Source organism: Saccharospirillum sp. MSK14-1, assembly GCF_003054965.1.
GTDB lineage: Bacteria > Pseudomonadota > Gammaproteobacteria > Pseudomonadales > Natronospirillaceae > Saccharospirillum.
Genome location: NZ_MIES01000006.1, coordinates 68,364 through 88,446, shown reverse-complemented (window position 1 = coordinate 88,446; position 20,083 = coordinate 68,364). Strand labels below are relative to the sequence as shown.

Genomic DNA, 20,083 nt, shown 5'->3' with positions numbered 1-20,083 from the left:
GGGCGGTGGGCAAAGGCTTGGTGGTGCTCGTCGGGGGGCTGGCCATGGTGCAGGCCGATACCCAGATCACCGCCGACAGCAACGCCAGCAATGCCCATCAGGCCACGGTCACGGAATCCGCCAGCGGCGTTACTCAGGTGAACATCACCAAGCCGAGTGCCGGTGGGGTGTCGCGCAACGTCTACAGCCAATTCGACGTCGACTCTGATGGCGCCATTCTCAACAACAGCAAAAATTCGGTGCAAACCGAACTGGCCGGTTGGGTGGAAGGCAACGCCAATCTGAACCAGGGCACGGCCAGCATTATTCTCAACGAAATCAACAGCGACGATCCGTCGTACCTGCAAGGCTATATCGAAATTGCCGGTCGCCGAGCGGAGCTGATCATCGCCAACCCGTCGGGCATTCAGGTCGATGGCGCGGGGTTCATTAACGCCTCCAGCGCGACGCTGACCACCGGTCGCCCGGTCATGCTCGGCGGCCATCTCGATCACTATCGGGTCACCGGCGGCACCATTGGCATTAACGGCGAGGGTCTGGACGGCCAACAAACCGATTACACCCGTCTAATCGCACGCGCGGTGGATGTGAACGCCGGCATCTGGGCGAAGGATGTGTCGGTCGTCGCGGGTGCGAATGAGGTGAACGCGAGCACGCTGGACGCCACGCAATTAACCCTGGAAGACGACACCGAAGCGCCGGTCGGCGCGTCCATCGATGTTGCCTCTCTGGGCGGCATGTACGCCGGTAAAATCTTTTTGGTCGGCACCGAAGACGGCGTCGGCATTCACAACCACGGCACCCTGGCAGCGACCAGTGGCAACGTCGTCATCACCGAAGACGGCCAACTGCTGAACGCCGGCACCATTCAGGCCGAGCAGGGCGATGTCGACGTCACCGCCGAGACGCTCACCAACAGCGGCGACATCACCGCTGAAGAGGCCTTGATTGCCCGCACCGACACGCTCGACAACCGCGACGGCAACCTGCAAACCAACCGCTTCGATATTGAAACCGACACCCTGATCAACGCCAACGGCACCCTCCAGCAACTGGGCAGCCGTGAACTGGATCTGGAATTGGCCGAACTCGACAACCGCAACGGCTGGCTCGGCCAACTGGAACAAGACAGCGACGACGACGTTGATCTTGAGGTGCCGGACGAGGTCGACGCCCCGACCGACGGCACCAGCGGCGAACCCACCGCCCCCACCGACAGCGCCGATGACACGCCCGCCGAAGCACCGCTGGCCGGTCGCATCCAGGTCAATACACTCGCCGACAACCAAGACGGCACCCTTTCCAGCGCCGGCTTAATGAACCTCGCCGCCGAATCGATCAACAACCAAAACGGCGAACTCCAGCTCAACAGCCTGAGCATGGACGGCAGCTCACTGAATAACAGCGACGGCCTGATCGACACCCGCAGCGCCGACCTGACGCTCGAAAACTGGAACAACAGCAACGGCCAACTCAGCGCCGGCAGCCTGATCGCTCAGCTGGATGCGCTGAACAACAGCGACGGCGACATCCAGGGCGAAGACGACCTGACCTTCACCTTCACCAGCAGCTTCAGCAACAACGGCACCATCAACGCCGCCCGAACTGAACTGACCGTCGCCAACACCCTAACCAACCGCGGCCTGATCGACGGCGACCAGACGTACATCGACGCCGGCACCCTGACCAACATTGGCAGCGGCCGCATCTACGGCGACCACATCGGCCTGCAAGCCGACCAACTCAACAACTTCGCCGACGGCGGTCAAACCGGCACCATCGCCGCGCGCGAATGGCTCGACATTGGCGCGACGAATGTTGATAACGCCGATGGCTCGACCTTGATGAGTCTGGGTGGGTTATCGATCGGCGGCAGTTTAACGGATGGGTACCGAGCGACCGGTTCGGCGGAATACGTGTTGAACCGCAGTGCGACCATTGAGAGTTATGGGGATATGTTCCTCACAGCGGATCGGCTGGTAAACCGCGACGATCATTTGGAGTATAAGATCGTTGTGGTGGATACCGACCACGAACACATTGAACTCAACAGTACTGATTATCGTGACTACACGATTAAAGTTTACGGTGCTGAAGTAACCTCTGAAAGCCAGGGTGTGATTCGCAGTGGCGGTGATATCAATATCACCAGTAATGACGCTCGAAATATCGATAGTCATATTATTGCGGGTGAAACCTTAGATGTTGACGGTACTACTCTTCAAAATAAACAAACACGAGTTGATGTAACAACGACTCACAATGGCACTTATCGCTATAAAGAGCGTTATTGGCATTATTACGGACCATGGGACTCACTCCGTAAAAGAAAGACACGCTATGTAACCGAAACCTATACCAAGACCATTGATCGCACCGTTGGCTTGACAGCCGTTCAAGAGGCGCAAAATACAGCAGTCGATCTTACCTCGTCGGTTGATGCCAGAACTCGGGCGGAAGGGTTGGGGGATGCGCCTTCGCTGACGCAACTCACGACTAGCGGCCTGTTCCAAATTATGCCGAACACTTCGTCCGGCTACTTAATTCAAACTGACCCAGCTTTTGCTAGCTACAACGATTGGTTGAACTCGGACTTTATGCTCACCGCTCTGGGCTTTGTTGGTGATAAAGCACCGGTTCGTTTGGGCGATGGTTTCTACGAACAGCAACTGATCAAAGAACAAATTATTGCGCAAACCGGCCAGCGGTATTTAGGCGATAACACCGACGATAATACTCAATATCAAAACCTGATGACCGCCGGTGTGACCTTCGCGCAAGAGCAAGAGTTGCGCCCAGGTATTGCTCTTACCGCAGCGCAGGTTGAAGCGCTGACCACCGACATCGTCTGGTTGGTGGAACAGGAAGTCACACTGGACGATGGTCAAGTGACAACCGCTTTAGTTCCCAAGGTTTATACCATTGTTCGTGATGGTGACTTGGACGCCAGCGGCGCCTTGTTAGCAGGTCGTAACATTAATATCGATGTCGACGGTGACTTCACGAACAACGGTACCGTGCAGGCTACCGATACCGCCAAGATAGACGCCGAGAACATCAACCACGAAGGCGGTGCCATTACCGGTGGACAGGTTCAACTCTCTGCCGACGAAGACATTAATGTTATTGGTGCCAGTGTGCAGGCTGAAGATTTGCTGGCTCTGGATGCGGGCAAAGACCTGAATGTAACCACTACTACGACACAAAGCCGTGGTGTTTATGAACGGTCATATTCGAATAATCGTAACTGGTATGCACAGGGACAAAGCAACACATCAGGTAATCAGTTTGGTGAGACCAGCAGTCAAGTCATTGACCAATATGCCAGTTTGTCGGTAACCAACGGAACCGGCAAAATAATTGCTACAGCTGGCAACGATATTAATTTGACCGGTGCACAAGTCGATAGTGCAGGTGATGTGTATCTGGATGCAGAAAATGACCTTAATTTGAATACGGTTGTTGAATCAGCCTCCAGCAGAGTCGGATCTAGTCGCAATTATACTAAGTCGGAAGAGCGCCATGATGTTGGTACGCAAATTACCGGGGGCGGTTCAGTAGCTCTGAATGCCGGAGATGATGTCAATGCTACGGCGGCAAGTGTGGAAGCTGGCGAGCAGTTGCGTGTCAGTGCAGACGGTGACGTTAATATTCTGGCAGGAGAGAGTTACTCGACATCAACCACCGCTAAAAGTTCACGCAGAAGCGGCTGGTTCAGTAGCTCACGCAAAACAACAGTCACTACCACTGAAAATACCGATGTCATTGCCAGTAATTTCAGTGGCGATATTGTTCAGATTCAATCTGGCAGCGATGTCACTATCCAAGGCTCAAATGTAACGGGTGAAAATGGTGTCTCGCTGAGTGCTGATGGCGACATCGATATTTTAGCTGCCTATGAGTCTGCCAGTCGCTCAACAAGCAGTACGAGAACACGTTGGAACGCAGTCAGCAAAAAATCGACTACCCGTACCAGCGAACAAAGTTCGAATACGGCTGTTGGCTCTAGTATCAATGCGGGCAACGGTAATTTAGTCATTCAATCGGGTGATGAAGTTACCATCCAGGCATCTGATCTGAATACCGCTGAAACTCTGCAAATTGTTGCAGAAGACATCAGCATTCTCGCTGGTATTGATCAGCAGTACGACCGTGAGACCTACGAACGTACGACAGATTTCAAGAAGAAAACCCGAGACGAAGGCTCCATTGAACAAACCGCCGCCAGCAGCTCACTGACTGGCAACAACATCCAACTGCAGGCGGACAACACCGTTCACATCACCGCCTCCGACCTGGACGCCGAAAACAACCTGATGATCGGCAACCTGGAAGTGGAGCAGAATGACGACGGCAGCTTCAGCGCCGTAAATGGCGAAGGCACGCCCGACCAGTTGATCATCGATTCGTTGGCACTGACCAATGAAGACTGGAAACATGAGACGGAAGAGTGGCGGGGCATAGCCAAGGTTGCTGTTGCAGCGGCAGGCGTTGTTGGTGGTTATTTTGACGACGATTTTGAAGTCACCCTGTCTGAATCCAGCAGTGAAGAAAACACATCAACCACTCAGCATGGCAGTGACCTGGAAGCTGGTGGCAATATGATCCTGGCTGCAGAAGAGCAAGTCGACATCATTGCCAGTGATATTACGACAGAAGGAACAGCCATTGTTTCTGCCGACAACGTTAATGTTGTCTCTGCGGAAGAAACCTCAGAAGCGAAAACATCGGAGAGTGAAACAACGCTATCCTCGGATGGCATGTCATACGATGACGAGACCTCTGAATTCACGCTCGGAAGTGTAGAGCTAAAATCCGAAACCGTTACCAATACCCAAACATCGACCACTCATAAAGGCAGCACCATCAACGCCGGTAATCTCATCATGCTGGCGGATGAAGACATCAACATCCTGGCCAGCAATATTGATGTAACCAACCAGGCCGTGCTGCAGGCTGAGGAAGATGTTGTTGTGGGTGGTCATCAGGCGACTACGACCCAGGAAACCGATACCGAAACTGAAACGACGACCATCAGTGTGGGCGTCCGAAATACTTATGCTGATACCTATCACAGTGCTGAAGCGCTGAAAGAAGCAACAGAAGGCGTCGGTGAGGCTCATCGCGCGCTTGAGCGAGCCGAAGAGCGAGTTAGAAATGGTGAGTTGGCGGAATCTGCACTCGAAGATTATAAGCTGAATCATGCGGCCGCTGTCGCTGCAGCCGCCAAAGCTCAGTTAGCCTTTGCCGCCTCGGTCGCAGCCAGCGCTACAGCAGCGACGGCAACCGGAGGCACTGGCTTCTACCTCAGCGGCAGCGCTGAAGTCACTAGATCCTCTAGCCACAGCGAAAGCACGCAAAATACTTGGCAAGGGTCCAGTATCAGTGCGGGTAGTCTGACGGTCAGTGGTGAGAATGCGACCTTCCAAGGCAGCGACATCACCGCGGGCCTTGCCAGCCTAAACAGCACGAATACCTTGATCACCGCCGGTGTTAATTCCAGCTCCAGTTCCAGCGAGAGCAACAGTACAACAGTTGGTGGCAATTTCACCATGAAAGCTGAGTCACTGGGTGGACTCACTGGCGGCGGCAGTCTGGGTGTGAACGCTTCGGAAAGTGAAAGCACCAGCACGCAGTACGTTAACAGCCGTTTTAACGTGGGCACATTAACCAGTGACAGTGAAAACTTCACACTGCGTGGCGCAGAAGTGACCGCGCAAACGGCGCAATTGGATGTTGGCAACCTGACCATTGAGAGTTTGCAAGACACTCACAACAGCACGAATTCCAGTGCGGGCATGAATGCGAGCTTCAGCAAAGATAACCCATTGAGCAGTCTGGGCGGCAATGTGGGTGACGGTGAAGATCGGGGTAAGCAGGTTAATAATCAGACTCGACTGCTAGTCACTGATGGTGAGAACAGTCAGATTACCGCGGACAGCACCACCTTAGTCGGTGGGATGATTGCAAACGCCAGCGTTAACGAAGACGGCGTACTGGAAGATCACGGCAACCTGAACTTGGTTACGGGCGAACTGAATGTCTCCAATTTGGAAGACAGTAGCTATAGCAACCAAAGCGGTTTCGGCGTGACGATGAACTTTAGCAACGGCTCGGCAGAGGATGAAGGTGCTGGCGGACCGACCACGGAAGATTCCGACAGTGAGGGCTGGAAACCCAGCAGCGCGACAGTCACAGCCAGCCGTTCCGGCCATGAAATGGAAGGCAGCACCCAGGCAACATTAGGCGGTGGCAACATACAGGTCGGTGGTGTGGCCTTAAATGACAGCAATGCACCGGAAGGATTGAATCGTGATATCGCCGATGCACAGATTACGACTCTGGATGTTGATACCGGGGGCTTGAATACCAGCTTCACAGTGGATGGTCAGTTCCTGACTAAGGATGGCCGTAATACCATTCTGGAGAATCATAAAAACCTCCTGTCGAATTCTTTTAAAATGACCGGCGGTATTGTTGCCGATATATCAGCGGCTGGCGCGGTCGCAGGCAGCGGCTGGGACGTCGTGACTCAATTGGATGTTGGCCAGGCAGCCAATGCTTTCAACACCACCATTGCCGCAAAAGATGTGGCCTATAGGGATGGTGGTGCGCTGGCAGGCTATGTCGAGGCCATGCGCGATGGTGATATTGAAGATGCCCAGGTAATGCAGGATACCGTTAACTTGCTGGATGCAGCATTGAACGGCGAAGAACTTGGAACCACGGACCGGGCCAAAGTCACCGAAGATGCCGTCGATGCAGATGGCAATGCGGTCTACGGTGCCGCTCATGAAGAAACCAACACCATGTATATCGACACAGGCGAAGGTAAAACGGGAAGCGTGGTCAACACGGTTGCGCATGAAAGCATGCATCTAGATGGGGCCGGTGAAATCAGCGCCCATACGACCGGTTTCTTTGCTGATATGTCGTATCGACTCAATGCAGCAATCAATAGTGACAATATTAACCAATACCGCCCGGCCCCGATTGCTGTTCAGAATCCGTCGGCGAATGCTGCGTTGTTGGCGAGTAATAATGCAGAGTTTAGTGATTTGGCAGAGCGGGAGGAACTGGACTATAGGCCGTTGTATGACTTTGAGCATGAGTGGGCTTTGGCCAATGCTACCCCTGAGATGACTTATGAAATGCTAGTTACCAATATGCGTGAGATGGACAATAGCGCTCTAGGTGAAAGTGCATCTCAAAATCGAGTTATTGTTCTAAATGAAGATCTGACTGGTGAAGAGTTCACTGAACAAACTCGTGGTGATTTTGAAAATGGTGCAAACTGGCAAACATACCCTGGTGCAAATGAAGGTGAATACATCTTGGTTCAATTGCCAGGTGATTATGATCCTGAAGTGGCTGAGTATATTGCTGGAATTGAGGGCTCGCCGTACGTTATTACTTCAGGATATAGAGAAGCAGATGAGCCCGACGCTGTGGAAAGCAATGATGCTATCCATGAGCGACGTGTGACAGTTGAAGCTGATGAACCAACACCAAATGCAATTCAGATTATTGGAGAGCAACTCCCAGAATGGGCGACTAGTAGTGAAACAGAAGACCTTCGAGATGGATTAGGATTGGTATGGGAGTATACGGGTGGTGCTCCAATAAAATATTGGAAGTATGCACATGATATTCAAGATTATTCTGAAATAGTGGGGGCACTATATAATGGTGATATAGAAGGCGCAGCAACTTCCTTTGGTGGCTTGTTAATCGGTGATGCTTTTAGCCGTCATCTAAATCAAGCAGGCTCAAAAAATGATATGATAAATGATGCATTGGGAACGTTTGTTGGGAACAGAGCTGAGGATATTGTGATTGATAGTAAGGGAGATACAGATGATTATCCTGAGTAATAAAGATAAAAAGGAGTCCATTATGGTCTGGCATTGCCTTAAGTTGATTTGTAATGTTGGCTGTAGTGTAGGTATTAACTTCGAGAGGCAACGACCTGTATGAGTGATTTTCCGGTGCTCGGTTGGATAGGATATCCGCTTTAGTGCTTTTTATTGAGCACTGTTATTATTGTTTATTTGTGAGTAAAAAAGGCTAATTTTGAGTTGTTGATTATTTTAGGGCGAGCAGAGATTTTTAGAGGGCAGACATGATAAACCTCAGAAGGGAATCAGTTTGGTATGCCAGAGTGTAGAAAATTTGTTCACTCATAAGAGATGAGACAATGCGTCGCAGTTTTCATTAAAATAAAAAAATTCCCTACATGCATTGATCATCAAATGTGGTGAGTCAATTATGCTTTAAAATAAGCTTTAAATGTAAGTTGGGCTTTAAAACTATTTAATATAGAAAATTATATTGTTGCCCCGACTCAGTAGAAGCGAATCACTGATATAATGACACTTTACTCTACGAATTTTTTTGGCGCGATCTAAAGTCATAGTCAACCTTTCCATTCCCCCCCCCCCCCCTAACACCCTCTATATGCTAATGTACTGTCACTGCTTCCCCGACAAACGGGTGATCACTCATGAAAGGCTGGTTCCTGGCTGTTTGTGTCACATGTATCGCTTCTTCTGCTAACGCTTTAGAGATTGCTCCCCGAGTGATAGGCGGTGACCCGGTGGTTTCGGGTTATGACTTTTATGCGGCGTTGTTAGTAGAAAGCACGTTAAGTGGGGCTTCGTCGGATGAGTTTTAGTTTCATTTTTGTGGTGGCAGTTATTTAGGCGATGGCACAGTGCTGACGGCTGCACACTGTGTGTCGAATCTGAAGCATGGAGCGCGTTTCGCTGTTCTGTTGGGCAATCATTCCAATACCTATGGTTACGTCCATTGTCCTTCGAGTGGCCCTTGCCGTCGCGAAGGCAGCATCACTCCACCGGCCGGTTATGAATTCTCAGGTCTTATTGCGTTGGATGCTTTGCCGTCGTCGGGTTTTACTTTAGCTCGCAGTACGCAAACTGTGGCAGTGCACCCGGGTTATAACGCGGCAACCGTTCGCAATGATGTAGCGTTGATCCGGCTGCCCATCAATGCGGTTCATGATTCCATTGCGTTGACCAGTCGGGCGCAGTCTACCTTTCTGGGCGACGCTACGGTGATTGGTCATGGCGATACGCGTGAGCGCACGTCGGGTGAATCGGATGATATTACTCCAGAGCCCGATATCGCGTTGCAAACGGTTGATTTGCCAACGGTCTCCGACGCCACCTGTTCGGCGGAGTATGGGATAAAACTGGGTGATTCGAATGTGATTCACGGCGCTTCAATGCTGTGTGCGGGGTTTGCCGATGGGGTGGACCCGCTGGATGGTGATCAGCAGAAAGATTCCTGCCAGGGCGATAGCGGAGGGCCTTTGGTTTATGGTTCTGGGTCGTCAGGTTCGGACCTGGAGCAAATCGGTATTGTTAGCTGGGGTTTCGATTGTGCTAAAACTTATGGCGTTTATACCGATATCAAAGAATTGAGGTCATGGATTGTGAATAAGATGAATGAAAACCCTTGGCGTTCCAGTGGTGGTGGTGCAGTTGGGCTTTGGGCGTTGTTGCTAAGTCTGCCGCTGGCGATGGCTCGTTGTCGTCGATTCGGTGTGTCTTTCGCAACGCTGGTCGCGGCGTTGACGCTGGCGGGTTGCTCCAGCCTGCCTCAGGGCGCGGGTGAGCCTGAGGTGTTGTTCAATCCGGAAGTGAAGGCGGAAGGCTTGGAGTTCTCGGTGGTGTCGCATGGCTGTACCGAAGACGGTCACTTGTTTTTGCGGGTTGAAGGCAACCGCTTAACCTTGTTGCGTACGCAGAAAGATATGTGTCGTACCGCGCCGCAGTTGTTGCGTTTTGTGATGCCGTTGCCGGTGTCCGACAACGTCTGGCAGATTGAAAACCCGGTGCGCTATTCCAATCGTGTGGGTTTGGGTGGTGCTCAGCCGCAGTAATTTGTTTTGTTGCGGTGCCTCATTCTGAGTCAGTGGACAGATGCGACACCTGGGTTTATGGCGGGTATTGCAAGCCCTTCTCAATGCCGTAAGATTCTCGATAGGTCGCTTTGAGTCGTAGCGACACTGTAGGGATGGTCCTCCGTGGTAAAACGAATTCTGTTCGCATTGCTCGTTCTGAGCAGTGCTTCTGCCCAGGCTGAACGCAGCGATATCTTGATTGCGATGGGTATTGGTGTCGGCCCCACTGACGCGAATTTTTACGCGATGGAGGGCGATGTTTATACCTATGAACGTCCTACGTCGGTCGCGTCCTTTAAGCTGGGCGGTATGTTCTCCCCTCAGCACGCCATTTATTATCAATATCGACTCGGTATTCTGCGCATGTATCGTTCCGATTGGGACGATAACGGCTGGGGTTTATCGTCGTTTTCCGGCCTGGGTTACACCTACTATTTCAAACCGACCGTTGGTTCACCCTATGTTGAAACCGCTTTTGGGGTGAAGGGCGTGAAGCTGTACGAGCATTTTCCGGTGGGCGTTTCCGAAGGCTATGGCGCTCTGATTGGCGCCGGTAATGAATTTAATGAGCATCTGCAGATGGGTGCTGTGCTGGAATTCAGTGATTCGGTGAACCGGGTGAATCGTGAAAGCCTGCGGCTGATGACGGCTGCCTTCCAGCTGGAGTTTAAATTTTGAACCCGCACCGGTTTTGCGCTGCCGTGGATGACGCGTCGATGTTGAAGAAAATTGTTTTGATTCTGGTGGTCGCTTTTTGGGCCGGCCAGGCCCACGCGGAACGCAATGATTTTGTGTTCAACGTTGGGGTGGGTTATGGCCTCAATAACCAGAGTGTTTCCAGCTGGGAAGTGGAGAGCCGGCCAGCGTCGTCCAGCGATGGTTTGGTTGGACGGGTCAAGGTGGGTTTTATGCCCACGCCTGTGGATGCCATGTTCGGGTTTGGTCAGGTCAGCGAGCTAAACTACAGCAGTCAACAGTCGAATATTGAGTCGGCAACCCTGACGCTGACCGGCGTTGGTTTTTCCCATTATCTGAATGCGGATGTCGGGTCGCCTTATTTCACGGTGGCCGTTGCGCTCGGTAAATATCGTTCGAACGGTGGCAGTGAAGCATTGGATAATCGCGGCCATGCGTTTTTGCTCGAAACCGGCTATGAAGTGTTTAAACACCTGCAGGTGAGTTCGACCTTTATGATGGCGCGCATGGCGGACGCCAGTTTTTATTATTCGGACGACTATCTGGACGTTTCCACCACCTCGATGACCGTCAATATCGAGTTCAAGCTTTAACCTTGAATCAGCGCGGCTCTTCGCGCATCGACACTTCATCCAACGAATCCCGGATGGCCAGAAAACTCTCGTAACGTCGTTGCGAGAGCGTGCCTTCTTCCACGGCCTGGCACACCGCGCAACCGGGTTCGCTCTTGTGTTTGCAGTCGCGGAATTTGCATTGATCGGCCGAGTTGGCGAGTTCCGGAAAACCGGCGAGCAGGCTGTCGGCGTCGACGTGCCAGAGGCCGAATTCGCGAATGCCGGGGCTGTCGATTAAATCGCCACCGCCGGGAATGTGGTACAGCTTGGCGGTGGTGGTGGTGTGTCGGCCTTTGCCCGTGGCTTCGGAAATCTCACCCACTTTAATCATTTCTTCCGGTAATAACGTCGCAATGATGGACGATTTGCCGACGCCGGATTGCCCGACAAACACCGAATTGCCACTGGCAACCAGCTGCCGGATTTCTGCCATCCCGGCTTCGGTCTGTGCCGACAGCGCGTGAGTTTCGTAGCCCAGTGTTTGGTATTCCGCGAGTTCATCGCGCATCTCTGGTGCCTGATCCAGGCAGTCGATTTTGTTCAGCACGATGATAGGGTGAATGTCGTGGTGAGCCGCCGCCACCAGATAACGATCAATCAGATTCGCCGGTGTTCTTGGGCTGGGTGCGGCAACAATGATGATGCGATCAACATTGGCAGCCACTGGGCGCATCTGACCGCGGCTGTCCGGGCGACCGAGTTCGCTGCGGCGCGGTTGGCAGGCGGTGATGACGCCGCTGTTATTATCGTCCGGTTGCCACAACACCACATCGCCAGTCACCAATGCAGGCAGGTTGGTGCGTTTGTGGCAGCGGGTGCGTTCGCCGTCGTCGCTTTCTACGTCGGTGGTAACGCCATAGTGGCTGACCACCAGACCCGGCCGGGCGTCACCGAGCGCGCTTTCATCGATGACGGCTTCTTTCTTTTGCGCGCGCGCTAAGCGTTCATCCTGAACTTTGCGAATGCGGAATTGTTGCTGACGGGACAGTTTGCGTTTGCTCATGAATCGACGTGAAGGCTCAGGCGCTATACTCTGCGTCTATTCTACACGTCCACCGGAACAAAGGTTGAATGCATGGATAAACAAACGAATCTGATTTGGGTTGATCTGGAGATGACCGGCCTGGATCCGGACACCGATCGCATCCTGGAAATCGCCACGGTGGTGACCGACAAAGATCTCAATGTGTTGGCCGAAGGGCCCACCTTGGTGGTGCATCAGAGCGATGCGCTGCTCGATGGTATGGACGAATGGTGCACCACGCACCATGGTCAATCCGGGCTGACGCAGCGCGTGAAAGACAGCTCGCTCAGCGAAGCCGAGGTGGAACAACAAACGCTCGATTTTCTCAGCGACTGGGTGGAGCCCGGCGCCTCACCTCTGTGTGGCAATTCCATCTGGCAGGATCGCCGGTTTTTGATTCGCTATATGCCCAAGCTCGACAGCTACTGCCATTACCGCAACATCGATGTATCAACGCTGAAAGAACTGGCGCGTCGCTGGCGGCCGGAAGTGTTGGGCGGGGTTCATAAGAAGGGCAGTCATCGTGCACTCGACGACATTCTCGATTCCATCAACGAACTGCGCCATTACCGCGAGACTTTCCTGAAGCTTTAACGTTTGAAGCGTTAAAGCACGCTGTACAGTCGGCCGATGTGGTTTTGGAAGTGGTCGAGGAACAACCGGGTTTTCAGCGGCAGTTCCCGGCTGCGATAAATCACCGTTAACTGTTGGGCGACCGGCTGGCCTTCCAGTTTCACTTCCAACAGCGCGCCGCGGCGTACATAGGGTTCGGCCTGGTAGCGTGCCAGCCGGGCCAGGCCCAATCCGCGTATGGCCGCCTGCAATTGCATGTCCGGGCTGTTCAAAACCAGTCGGCCCGACACCGCGACGGTTTCAACGCGCTGTCCTACACGAAACGACCACTGCGTTTCTCCCGCTTGCAAAATACAGCGACACCGCGCCAAGTCACTCATGCGGCTGGGTTGCTGGTCGCTGCAGTGACGCGCCAGAAACAACCCCTGGGGAATGCTCATTAAGGTCCGGGCGATCCATTCACTGGGTGGCAGCGGATTGTCGTGCAGCACGAATTGCAGGTCGTAGTCCGGTGACGGCGCCGGGAACAGACCGCTGTATTGCGTGCAGCTGAGGCTGATGTCCGGATAACGCTGCAGGAATTCGCTGATCAGTTCGCCCATCTGGGTGGTGAACAGTTCCTGCGGCATCTGAATGGCCAACCGACCTTTGGGTTGGCGCTGGTAGGCGCGTACCGACTCCTGAATGTCGTCGAGTTCTTCGATGTACGGCGTGGCGCTGTCGAACAGCATTTGTCCGGCTTCGGTGAGGTCGAGCCGGCGCGTGGAACGCTCCAGCAGTTTCACCCCGAGCTGTTCTTCAAACTGACGCAGATGGCGGCTGAGCGTTGACTTGGGTACGCCGCGCTTGTCGGCGGCACGGGTGATACTGCCGGCTTTAACGGTATCGATGAACAGGGACAGGCCGTCGAGATCCATAAAAGGCTGCTCCGAATGATTGTGCCAAATATGGCACAAAGAAGCTCAAAATTCATGACTAGTATCAAATGAGATCAGACTTATCATGTGTCTTGTCAAAGTTAGTCATTCAAGGAAACAACGCTATGTCTGCTGTAACCATGCTGAACGCTGAACAATTCGCCCAGTCTGTCGAAGGCGGTGAAGGCCTGACTTTGGTCGATTTCTACGCCGACTGGTGCGGCCCGTGCAAAATGATTGCTCCGGTACTGGAAGATCTGGCCGGTGAGTACGATGGCAAAGTCACCATCGTTAAACTCGACGCTGACGCTCACCCGGACGTACTGGCCAAGTACGGCGTTCGTGGTCTGCCGACGCTGATGATGTTTGAAAACGGTAAACCCGTGGGTACCCGCGTTGGCGCTCAGCCAGCCAGCGCTTTGAAAACCTTTATTGGTGAGCACGCTTCCTGATTCCCCTTTTACCCAGGGAGCAGCGGGCTTTTTCCCGGCCCGCTCATTTCTAGCCCGGCAATCGCCGGGCATTTTTTTGTCTGCCATTTTTGTTTTCAATAAGACGCTTGTTGGGCGTTTTTTATTGCGCTGAAGTCAACAACCATCAAAAAAATCTCCTAGTATTGGCATCTGAGCGCGTAAATCGATACGTTTTCAAACAGTTGTTTGGTTTACTGTGCCAAGGGAGTTCTGCACGAGCTATTCGGCAACTTCCAAGAATTTTTCTAACCGGGAGATCCTTATGAACCATCTGTTGGTGTTGATCCTCGCTGTTGTGGTGATGCTGGCCGTGCTGCGCCGCGAACCGGGCGCGCTGGTGTCGGTCATCACGTTGGCAGTGTTGACGGTGGTCGCATTCGTTTTGCGCAGTCCTTTGCTGGGGCTGTTGCTCGCCGTTATCGCCGCGGGTGTGGCCTTTGCCGGTCTGCCGCAATTGCGTCGCAGCTGGCTGACGCCGAAGTTGTTTGCGTTTTTTAAACAGGTCGCGCCGCGCGTATCGCAAACCGAACGCACGGCTCTGGAAGCCGGTACGGTATTTTGGGATGGCCAGTTATTTTCCGGCCAACCGCGTTGGCAGCAATTGCTGGGACAGCGCAATCCGGGTTTGTCGGAGCGTGAACAGGCGTTTATCGACAATCAGTGCGATCACGTCACCGGCTTGGTGAATGCCTGGGAAGTGGCCGTTGAGCAAGCCGATTTACCCGAAGCGGTGTGGGATTATCTGAAGAAAGAAAAATTCTTCGGCATGATCATCCCCGAAGAATACGGCGGCCTGGGCTTCTCAGCCAAGGCGCAATCGGCGGTGCTGCAAAAGCTGTCGTTAAACGAAACGCTGATGGTCGTTGTTGGCGTACCGAACTCACTCGGCCCGGGTGAACTGCTGCTGAAATACGGCACCGATGAACAGAAAAACCATTATTTGCCACGTCTGGCCGACGGGCGCGAAGTGCCTTGTTTTGGTCTGACCGGTCCGCGTGCCGGTTCCGATGCGACTTCCATTCCCGATACCGGCATCGTCTGCAAAGGCATGCACAACGGTAAAGAAGTCTTGGGTGTTCGGCTGAATTTCGAGAAGCGCTGGATCACGCTGGCGCCGGTCGCCACCGTTGTCGGTTTGGCGTTCCGCATGTTCGACCCGGACAAACTTCTGGGTGATGTTGAAGACATCGGCATCAGCTGCGCCTTGATTCCGCGGGACACGGACGGCATGGAAATCGGTCGTCGTCACTGCCCGATTGGCAGCCCGTTTATGAATGGCCCGATCAAAGGCAAAGATGTCTTTATCCCAATGGAATACCTGATCGGTGGTGCCGACATGGCCGGCCAGGGCTGGCGCATGTTGGTGGAATGTTTGTCGGTGGGGCGCTGCATTACCTTGCCGTCGGGTGCCTCCGGTACCGGTCGTTATATGGCCGGTCTGGCGGGTGGTTTCACTCGTATTCGCCGTCAGTTCAATACGCCGGTGGCGGAGATGGAAGGCGTTAAGGTGCCGCTGGCGCGTATTGCCGCCATGGGTTACATCGCGCGGGCAACGGTGGCGCATACCGCCAATATGATCGATAACGGTCAAAAACCGGCGGTGCCGTCGACCATACTGAAAAGCCAGCTGACGGAATTCCAACGCCAGATGGTGACCGATGCCATGGACGTTCATGGTGGTAAAACGGTCACCTTGGGTCCGCGTAACTATTTGGGGATTGGTTATTCGGCAACGGCGGTGTCGATTACCGTTGAAGGCGCGAACATCATGACCCGCAGTCTGATGGTGTTTGGTCAGGGTGCCATTCGGTGCCATCCCTATGTGCTCGACGAGCTGGCGGCCAAAGACGCCGACGACGTGAAAGCCTTCGACAAAGCCATTTTCGGCCATCTAGGCATGGTGGCTGGTAACGTGGCGCGGTCGTTCTCAGCGGCTTTGGGTGTGCCGACCGGCAGCAATCCGTTCAATGGCGAAGCGGCGCGTTATGCGCGCGCGGTGAATCGCTTCAGTGCGTCCTTCAGTCTGATGGCCGACGTAGCCATGGGCACCCTGGGCGGGTCCTTGAAATTGCGTGAAATGCTGTCGGCGCGTCTGGGTGATGTGCTGTCGAATCTGTACATGACGTCAATGGTGCTTAAGCAATGGCAGGAAGGCCGCAAGGTGCCTGGTGAAGAAGCGCTGATGCGTTATTCCTGTGAGTTCCTGCTGCACCGCGCTGAGCTGGCGCTGGATGAAGTGCTGCACAACCTGCCCAACCGTTGGGTGGCGCGCGCGGTGCGTCCGGTGGTGTTACCGCTGGGTCGTCGCTGGCACATGCCGGCCGATCGGCTGACGTCTGAGATCGCTCACGACGTATCCACCGATTCCAAGTTGCGCGCGTATCTGCTTGAAGACACCTGGCAGACGCACAGCAAAGGTCAGTACAGCAACCCGGTAGCGCGTTACAACGCCTTGCTGAAAGACAACGAGCGAGCGACCGATCTGTACCGCACCATCGACAAAGCGTACGCCAAAGGTCATTTGCCGATGACCGCGTTGCACCCGGAGCAGCGTTTTGAGGCCGCTCTGAAAGCAGACGTCATCAGCCAGGACGATCGCGACTTTATGGTGGCGTACGAAGCTGAGGTGCTCGATCTGCTGACCGTGGACGATTTCGCGTTCGATGAATTGGCACGCGATCCGTCCAAGGTGGTCTGGCATAACGGCAAGCCAAAGTCAGCGGCGAAGGCACCGGCGAAAGCCAAAGCCAAGTCGGCGCCGAAGGCTAAAGCTAAGGCGAAGTCCAAAGCCAAGTCCGATGCCAGCGCCACAACAACGGCGCGCAGTACCACTGAGAAGCGCTCGGACAGTTCGTCGTCGGACGAGTCTAACTAAACTTTTCCAGACCAGCCCCGCTTGTCCCGGCGGCAGCGTTGCCAGAACGGCACGCTGCCGCCACTTCCCTTAACTGCGTTTTTTCTCCTATGCTGGCAGCATTGTTGGTCGGACCAGGAAGCATTGTCATGGTGATGGATATTGTCGCGGTGGTGTTGGCTACAGCGGTAGGGATGGGCGTTGGTGCCCTGTGGTATGGCCCTTTGCTGGGCGAGGAATGGCGTCAGGCGTCCGGTGTGACGTTGGAGCAGTTCAAACAGTCCAACTTTAAGCTGATGATGGGCGCGACGGTTTTGCTCGAACTGGTCATGGCGATTTTCTTTGAGCTGGCCGCGCGCGATGACACCGTCATGCACGGCGTGCAACTGGGCTGCTTAACGGCGTTGTTTTTTGCGCTGGCGCTGGCGGTGCACTATCTGTTCGAGCACCGGCCGATGCGGTTGTATCTGATCAACGTCGGTCACACCAGTCTGGTGTTTATTCTGATGGGCGCGATCTGCGGTTTTTTACGGTAAGAAGGCGCGGAAAAGCCGCCGATCAGTCTTTGGCCAGACGCTCAGTTACCGCGTTTTTCTTGTCGGCGAAGGTCTGGTCTTTATCGGTGCGTGTGCCGACTTTAATGGTCGAACTCAGCCGGGTGACGCCGGCTTCATGAAGTTCCGCGTGGCAGGCTTTGATGGCGGCGAAGACCTCGTCCCAGTCGCCATACAAGGTGGTGCCGTAGGCGTGCAGTTCGGTGTCGATGTCAAAGCACGCCAGAATGCGCTGGCACTGAGCGATTTCATCGGCCACCGACACGCCCTGGCCGATGGGAATGACGCACAGATCGGCCATGCATTTCATGAACCGTGCTCCTGATCCAGGGCATCCATCGCATCTTCCATCGTCGCCGGTTCGTCAAACAGCGGCCAGCCGCCGAGTTTCTTCCAACGATTGACCATTTCACAAAACAGCTCGGCGGTTTTGCGGGTATCGTATTCGGCGCTGTGCGCTTCGCGGTCGTTAAAATCGATGCCGGCGGTGGTACAGGCTTTTTTCAGCACCGTCTGACCAAAGACAAGCCCGGCCAGTGCGGAGGTATCGAAGGTGGAAAACGGGTGAAAAGGGTTGCGCTTCAGACTGGCGCGATTGGCCGCTGCCATCATGAACGAATGATCGAAGGTGGCGTTGTGACCGACCAAAATAGCGCGTTTGCACTCGGTTTCCTTAATGCCGCGACGCACCATTTTAAAAATACTGGTCAGCGCTGTGCTTTCATCCACCGCTTCGCGCAGCGGGTTATCCGGATCGATGCCAGTGAACTCCAGCGCCGCGGGTTCGAGGTTGGCACCGGCAAAGGGTTCGACGTTAAAGAACTGGATCTCGTCCGGTAGCAGCCAGCCTTCGTTGTCCATGCGCAGCGTCATGGCGGCGACTTCCAGTAAGGCGTCGGTTTGCGCATTGAAGCCAGCGGTTTCAACGTCGATAACAACAGGGTAGTAGCCACGAAAACGCTGCGACAGCAGCCAGTGGGCATCGGGGTGCGACACGCGCGCTCCACGTCAGGGGTTTGTCGGTCATCTTAATGAAGTAGCAAGCCAGCGCAAGAAAACCGCACCCCCGGCCGATAACCTGATCAGATTAAAGCCAAGACTGGCAAAGGCTTTGCTATAGCCAATACGACTCACGACAGAACGACCGTAAGACGAGGAAAATTCATGACAGGACGGCAACGATTGGCCCGATGGCGGCGTGCAGCGGCGAGAACTCGCCGTTTCGGCGCGTGGCTGATGCTGGCCAGCCTGACGTTGACCAGCCAGGCGGTCACCTTTGGTACCGGTATGACCGATACCAATTGGTTGTCCGAAGGCAACGAGTTCTACTGCAAATTTATGCAGCCAATTCCCAATTACGGCATGGCGGTTTTTTTCCAGGAAGCCGGTCGGGAACTGGAGTTCTATCTGGAAGTGTCGCGCAATCTGATGGCTGAAGGTGAGGCGGCCATCACCATCGAGGCGCCGGAGTGGCGTTCCAGCGCGCTGACCTCGGCACTGGGCTATACCCGGGTGCGAGAACGGCTGATTCCGTTGCGCGTAGAACCGGACCGGGCCCGACGCATGATGGCCGAGCTGGGCAACGGCATGTCACCCACCTTAACGCGTCAGGCAAAGTATCGCTCCGAGCCGGTTCGGGTGCGGGTATCGCCGGTCGATTTTAAACAGTTTTATCCGCAGTACCTGGCGTGTTCGGCCGGGCTGTTACCGGTGAATTTCGCTCAGATTGAGCGCACCACGGTGTTGTATCCGCCGGGGCAGGATTATTTAACGCCGCAAGGCGAAGCCATCCTCGATGACATGATTACCTACATCGAGGCCGATCCTTTTATTTTGTCGCTGTCGGTCGTTGGCCACAGCGATAACCGAGGCACCCGCTATGAAAACCGGCGGCTGTCGGAGCGTCGCGCTAATCTGGTGACCGATTATCTGGTCGAACACGGCATCGAACCGGGCATGATCGAAACCGATTACCAGGGTGACCGCTATCCGGTGGCCAGCAACGATACCGTTGCCGGTCGTAATGCCAACCGCCGCACCACCATTCTGGTTCGACGGCTGGAAGACCAACCGGACGATCCACTCGATGGCCTGCCGGATTTTGAAGCACGCTGAACGATTGCAGTAATGGAGAAGAAGACCCGATGACAACCCCTGCCGTGGAACTGAACAAAGACCGTCTGGTGTATCGACGCGGCCAGCAAGCCAAGACCGAGCTGGATATGGCGGATCTGGAAGAAGTCGCTGTGATGGCCAATAACGACCTGTGCTACTGGCATCTGCGCACCCGCACCCGTGGTGAAGCACTGGTGCCGGTCGGCATTCCCGGCGAAGCCCAGATTCGCCAGTACCTGTCGCACTGGCGTGGCTTCGATTACGACGCTCTGGTGCGTTTTGTCAGCGAACCGCCGGCGCGCGGCAGCCTGCGCTTGTGGCCGTTAATCTGATCGTTT

At 54.3% G+C, this 20,083-nt stretch carries 13 protein-coding genes and 1 pseudogene; 10 read left to right on the top strand and 4 right to left on the bottom strand.

Going from position 1 to position 20,083, the window contains the following annotated elements; genetic code table 11:
• Positions 1-5: 5 nt before the first annotated feature.
• The 4 genes and pseudogenes from BGP77_RS01905 (at position 6) to BGP77_RS01890 (ending at position 11,214) form a co-directional block, all read left to right on the top strand.
• The gene (locus BGP77_RS01905) at positions 6-7,874 is read left to right on the top strand and encodes a hemagglutinin repeat-containing protein (RefSeq protein ID WP_233252273.1); all 7,869 of its coding nucleotides are present in this window, start codon (positions 6-8) and stop codon (positions 7,872-7,874) included.
• Positions 7,875-8,689: 815 nt separating this feature from the next.
• A pseudogene (locus BGP77_RS01900) lies at positions 8,690-9,904 on the top strand (serine protease); the annotation flags it as partial.
• A 144-nt stretch (positions 9,905-10,048) separates the two neighbouring features.
• Complete coding sequence (locus tag BGP77_RS01895) at positions 10,049-10,603, top strand: hypothetical protein (RefSeq protein WP_108163050.1); 555 nt, start codon at positions 10,049-10,051, stop codon at positions 10,601-10,603.
• Positions 10,604-10,641: 38 nt separating this feature from the next.
• Complete coding sequence (locus BGP77_RS01890) at positions 10,642-11,214, top strand: hypothetical protein (RefSeq protein ID WP_146171161.1); 573 nt, start codon at positions 10,642-10,644, stop codon at positions 11,212-11,214.
• Between the two features lie 7 nt (positions 11,215-11,221).
• On the opposite strand, the gene rsgA is transcribed toward BGP77_RS01890, so the two are convergent.
• Positions 11,222-12,238: a small ribosomal subunit biogenesis GTPase RsgA gene (rsgA, locus tag BGP77_RS01885; RefSeq protein WP_108163048.1), complete on the bottom strand. Its 1,017-nt coding sequence runs from the start codon at positions 12,236-12,238 to the stop codon at positions 11,222-11,224.
• Between the two features lie 72 nt (positions 12,239-12,310).
• Here rsgA and orn point away from each other — a divergent pair, with 72 nt between their 5' ends.
• Entirely contained in the window at positions 12,311-12,853 is a 543-nt protein-coding gene (gene orn, locus BGP77_RS01880) for an oligoribonuclease (RefSeq protein ID WP_108163047.1), read from the top strand.
• Between the two features lie 11 nt (positions 12,854-12,864).
• Here orn and BGP77_RS01875 read toward each other — a convergent pair whose 3' ends face one another.
• Positions 12,865-13,749 carry a LysR family transcriptional regulator gene (locus BGP77_RS01875; RefSeq protein ID WP_108163046.1) on the bottom strand — a complete coding sequence of 295 codons (885 nt, stop codon included), beginning with the start codon at positions 13,747-13,749 and terminating at the stop codon, positions 12,865-12,867.
• A 125-nt stretch (positions 13,750-13,874) separates the two neighbouring features.
• Between BGP77_RS01875 and trxA the strand changes: the two genes are divergently transcribed.
• From trxA to BGP77_RS01860, 3 genes are all read left to right on the top strand, one after another.
• Positions 13,875-14,201 carry a thioredoxin gene (gene trxA, locus BGP77_RS01870; protein ID WP_108163045.1) on the top strand — a complete coding sequence of 109 codons (327 nt, stop codon included), beginning with the start codon at positions 13,875-13,877 and terminating at the stop codon, positions 14,199-14,201.
• 283 nt (positions 14,202-14,484) lie between these two features.
• Complete coding sequence (locus BGP77_RS01865) at positions 14,485-17,097, top strand: acyl-CoA dehydrogenase (RefSeq protein ID WP_108163044.1); 2,613 nt, start codon at positions 14,485-14,487, stop codon at positions 17,095-17,097.
• A 128-nt stretch (positions 17,098-17,225) separates the two neighbouring features.
• Positions 17,226-17,612, top strand: coding sequence for a DUF1761 domain-containing protein (locus BGP77_RS01860; protein WP_158269240.1), 387 nt, complete (start codon positions 17,226-17,228; stop codon positions 17,610-17,612).
• A gap of 22 nt (positions 17,613-17,634) precedes the next feature.
• On the opposite strand, the gene BGP77_RS01855 is transcribed toward BGP77_RS01860, so the two are convergent.
• Both BGP77_RS01855 and rnt read right to left on the bottom strand, forming a co-directional pair.
• Positions 17,635-17,940, bottom strand: coding sequence for an MTH1187 family thiamine-binding protein (locus BGP77_RS01855; RefSeq protein WP_108163042.1), 306 nt, complete (start codon positions 17,938-17,940; stop codon positions 17,635-17,637).
• Positions 17,937-18,626: a ribonuclease T gene (gene rnt / locus BGP77_RS01850; RefSeq protein ID WP_233252272.1), complete on the bottom strand. Its 690-nt coding sequence runs from the start codon at positions 18,624-18,626 to the stop codon at positions 17,937-17,939. The genes BGP77_RS01855 and rnt overlap by 4 nt, the downstream gene beginning before the upstream one ends.
• A gap of 168 nt (positions 18,627-18,794) precedes the next feature.
• Between rnt and BGP77_RS01845 the strand changes: the two genes are divergently transcribed.
• A complete protein-coding gene (locus BGP77_RS01845) occupies positions 18,795-19,745 on the top strand; it encodes an OmpA family protein (protein ID WP_233252271.1) in 951 nt (316 codons plus the stop codon).
• A gap of 29 nt (positions 19,746-19,774) precedes the next feature.
• Positions 19,775-20,077: a hypothetical protein gene (locus tag BGP77_RS01840; protein ID WP_108163040.1), complete on the top strand. Its 303-nt coding sequence runs from the start codon at positions 19,775-19,777 to the stop codon at positions 20,075-20,077.
• The last annotated feature ends 6 nt before the right edge of the window (positions 20,078-20,083 follow it).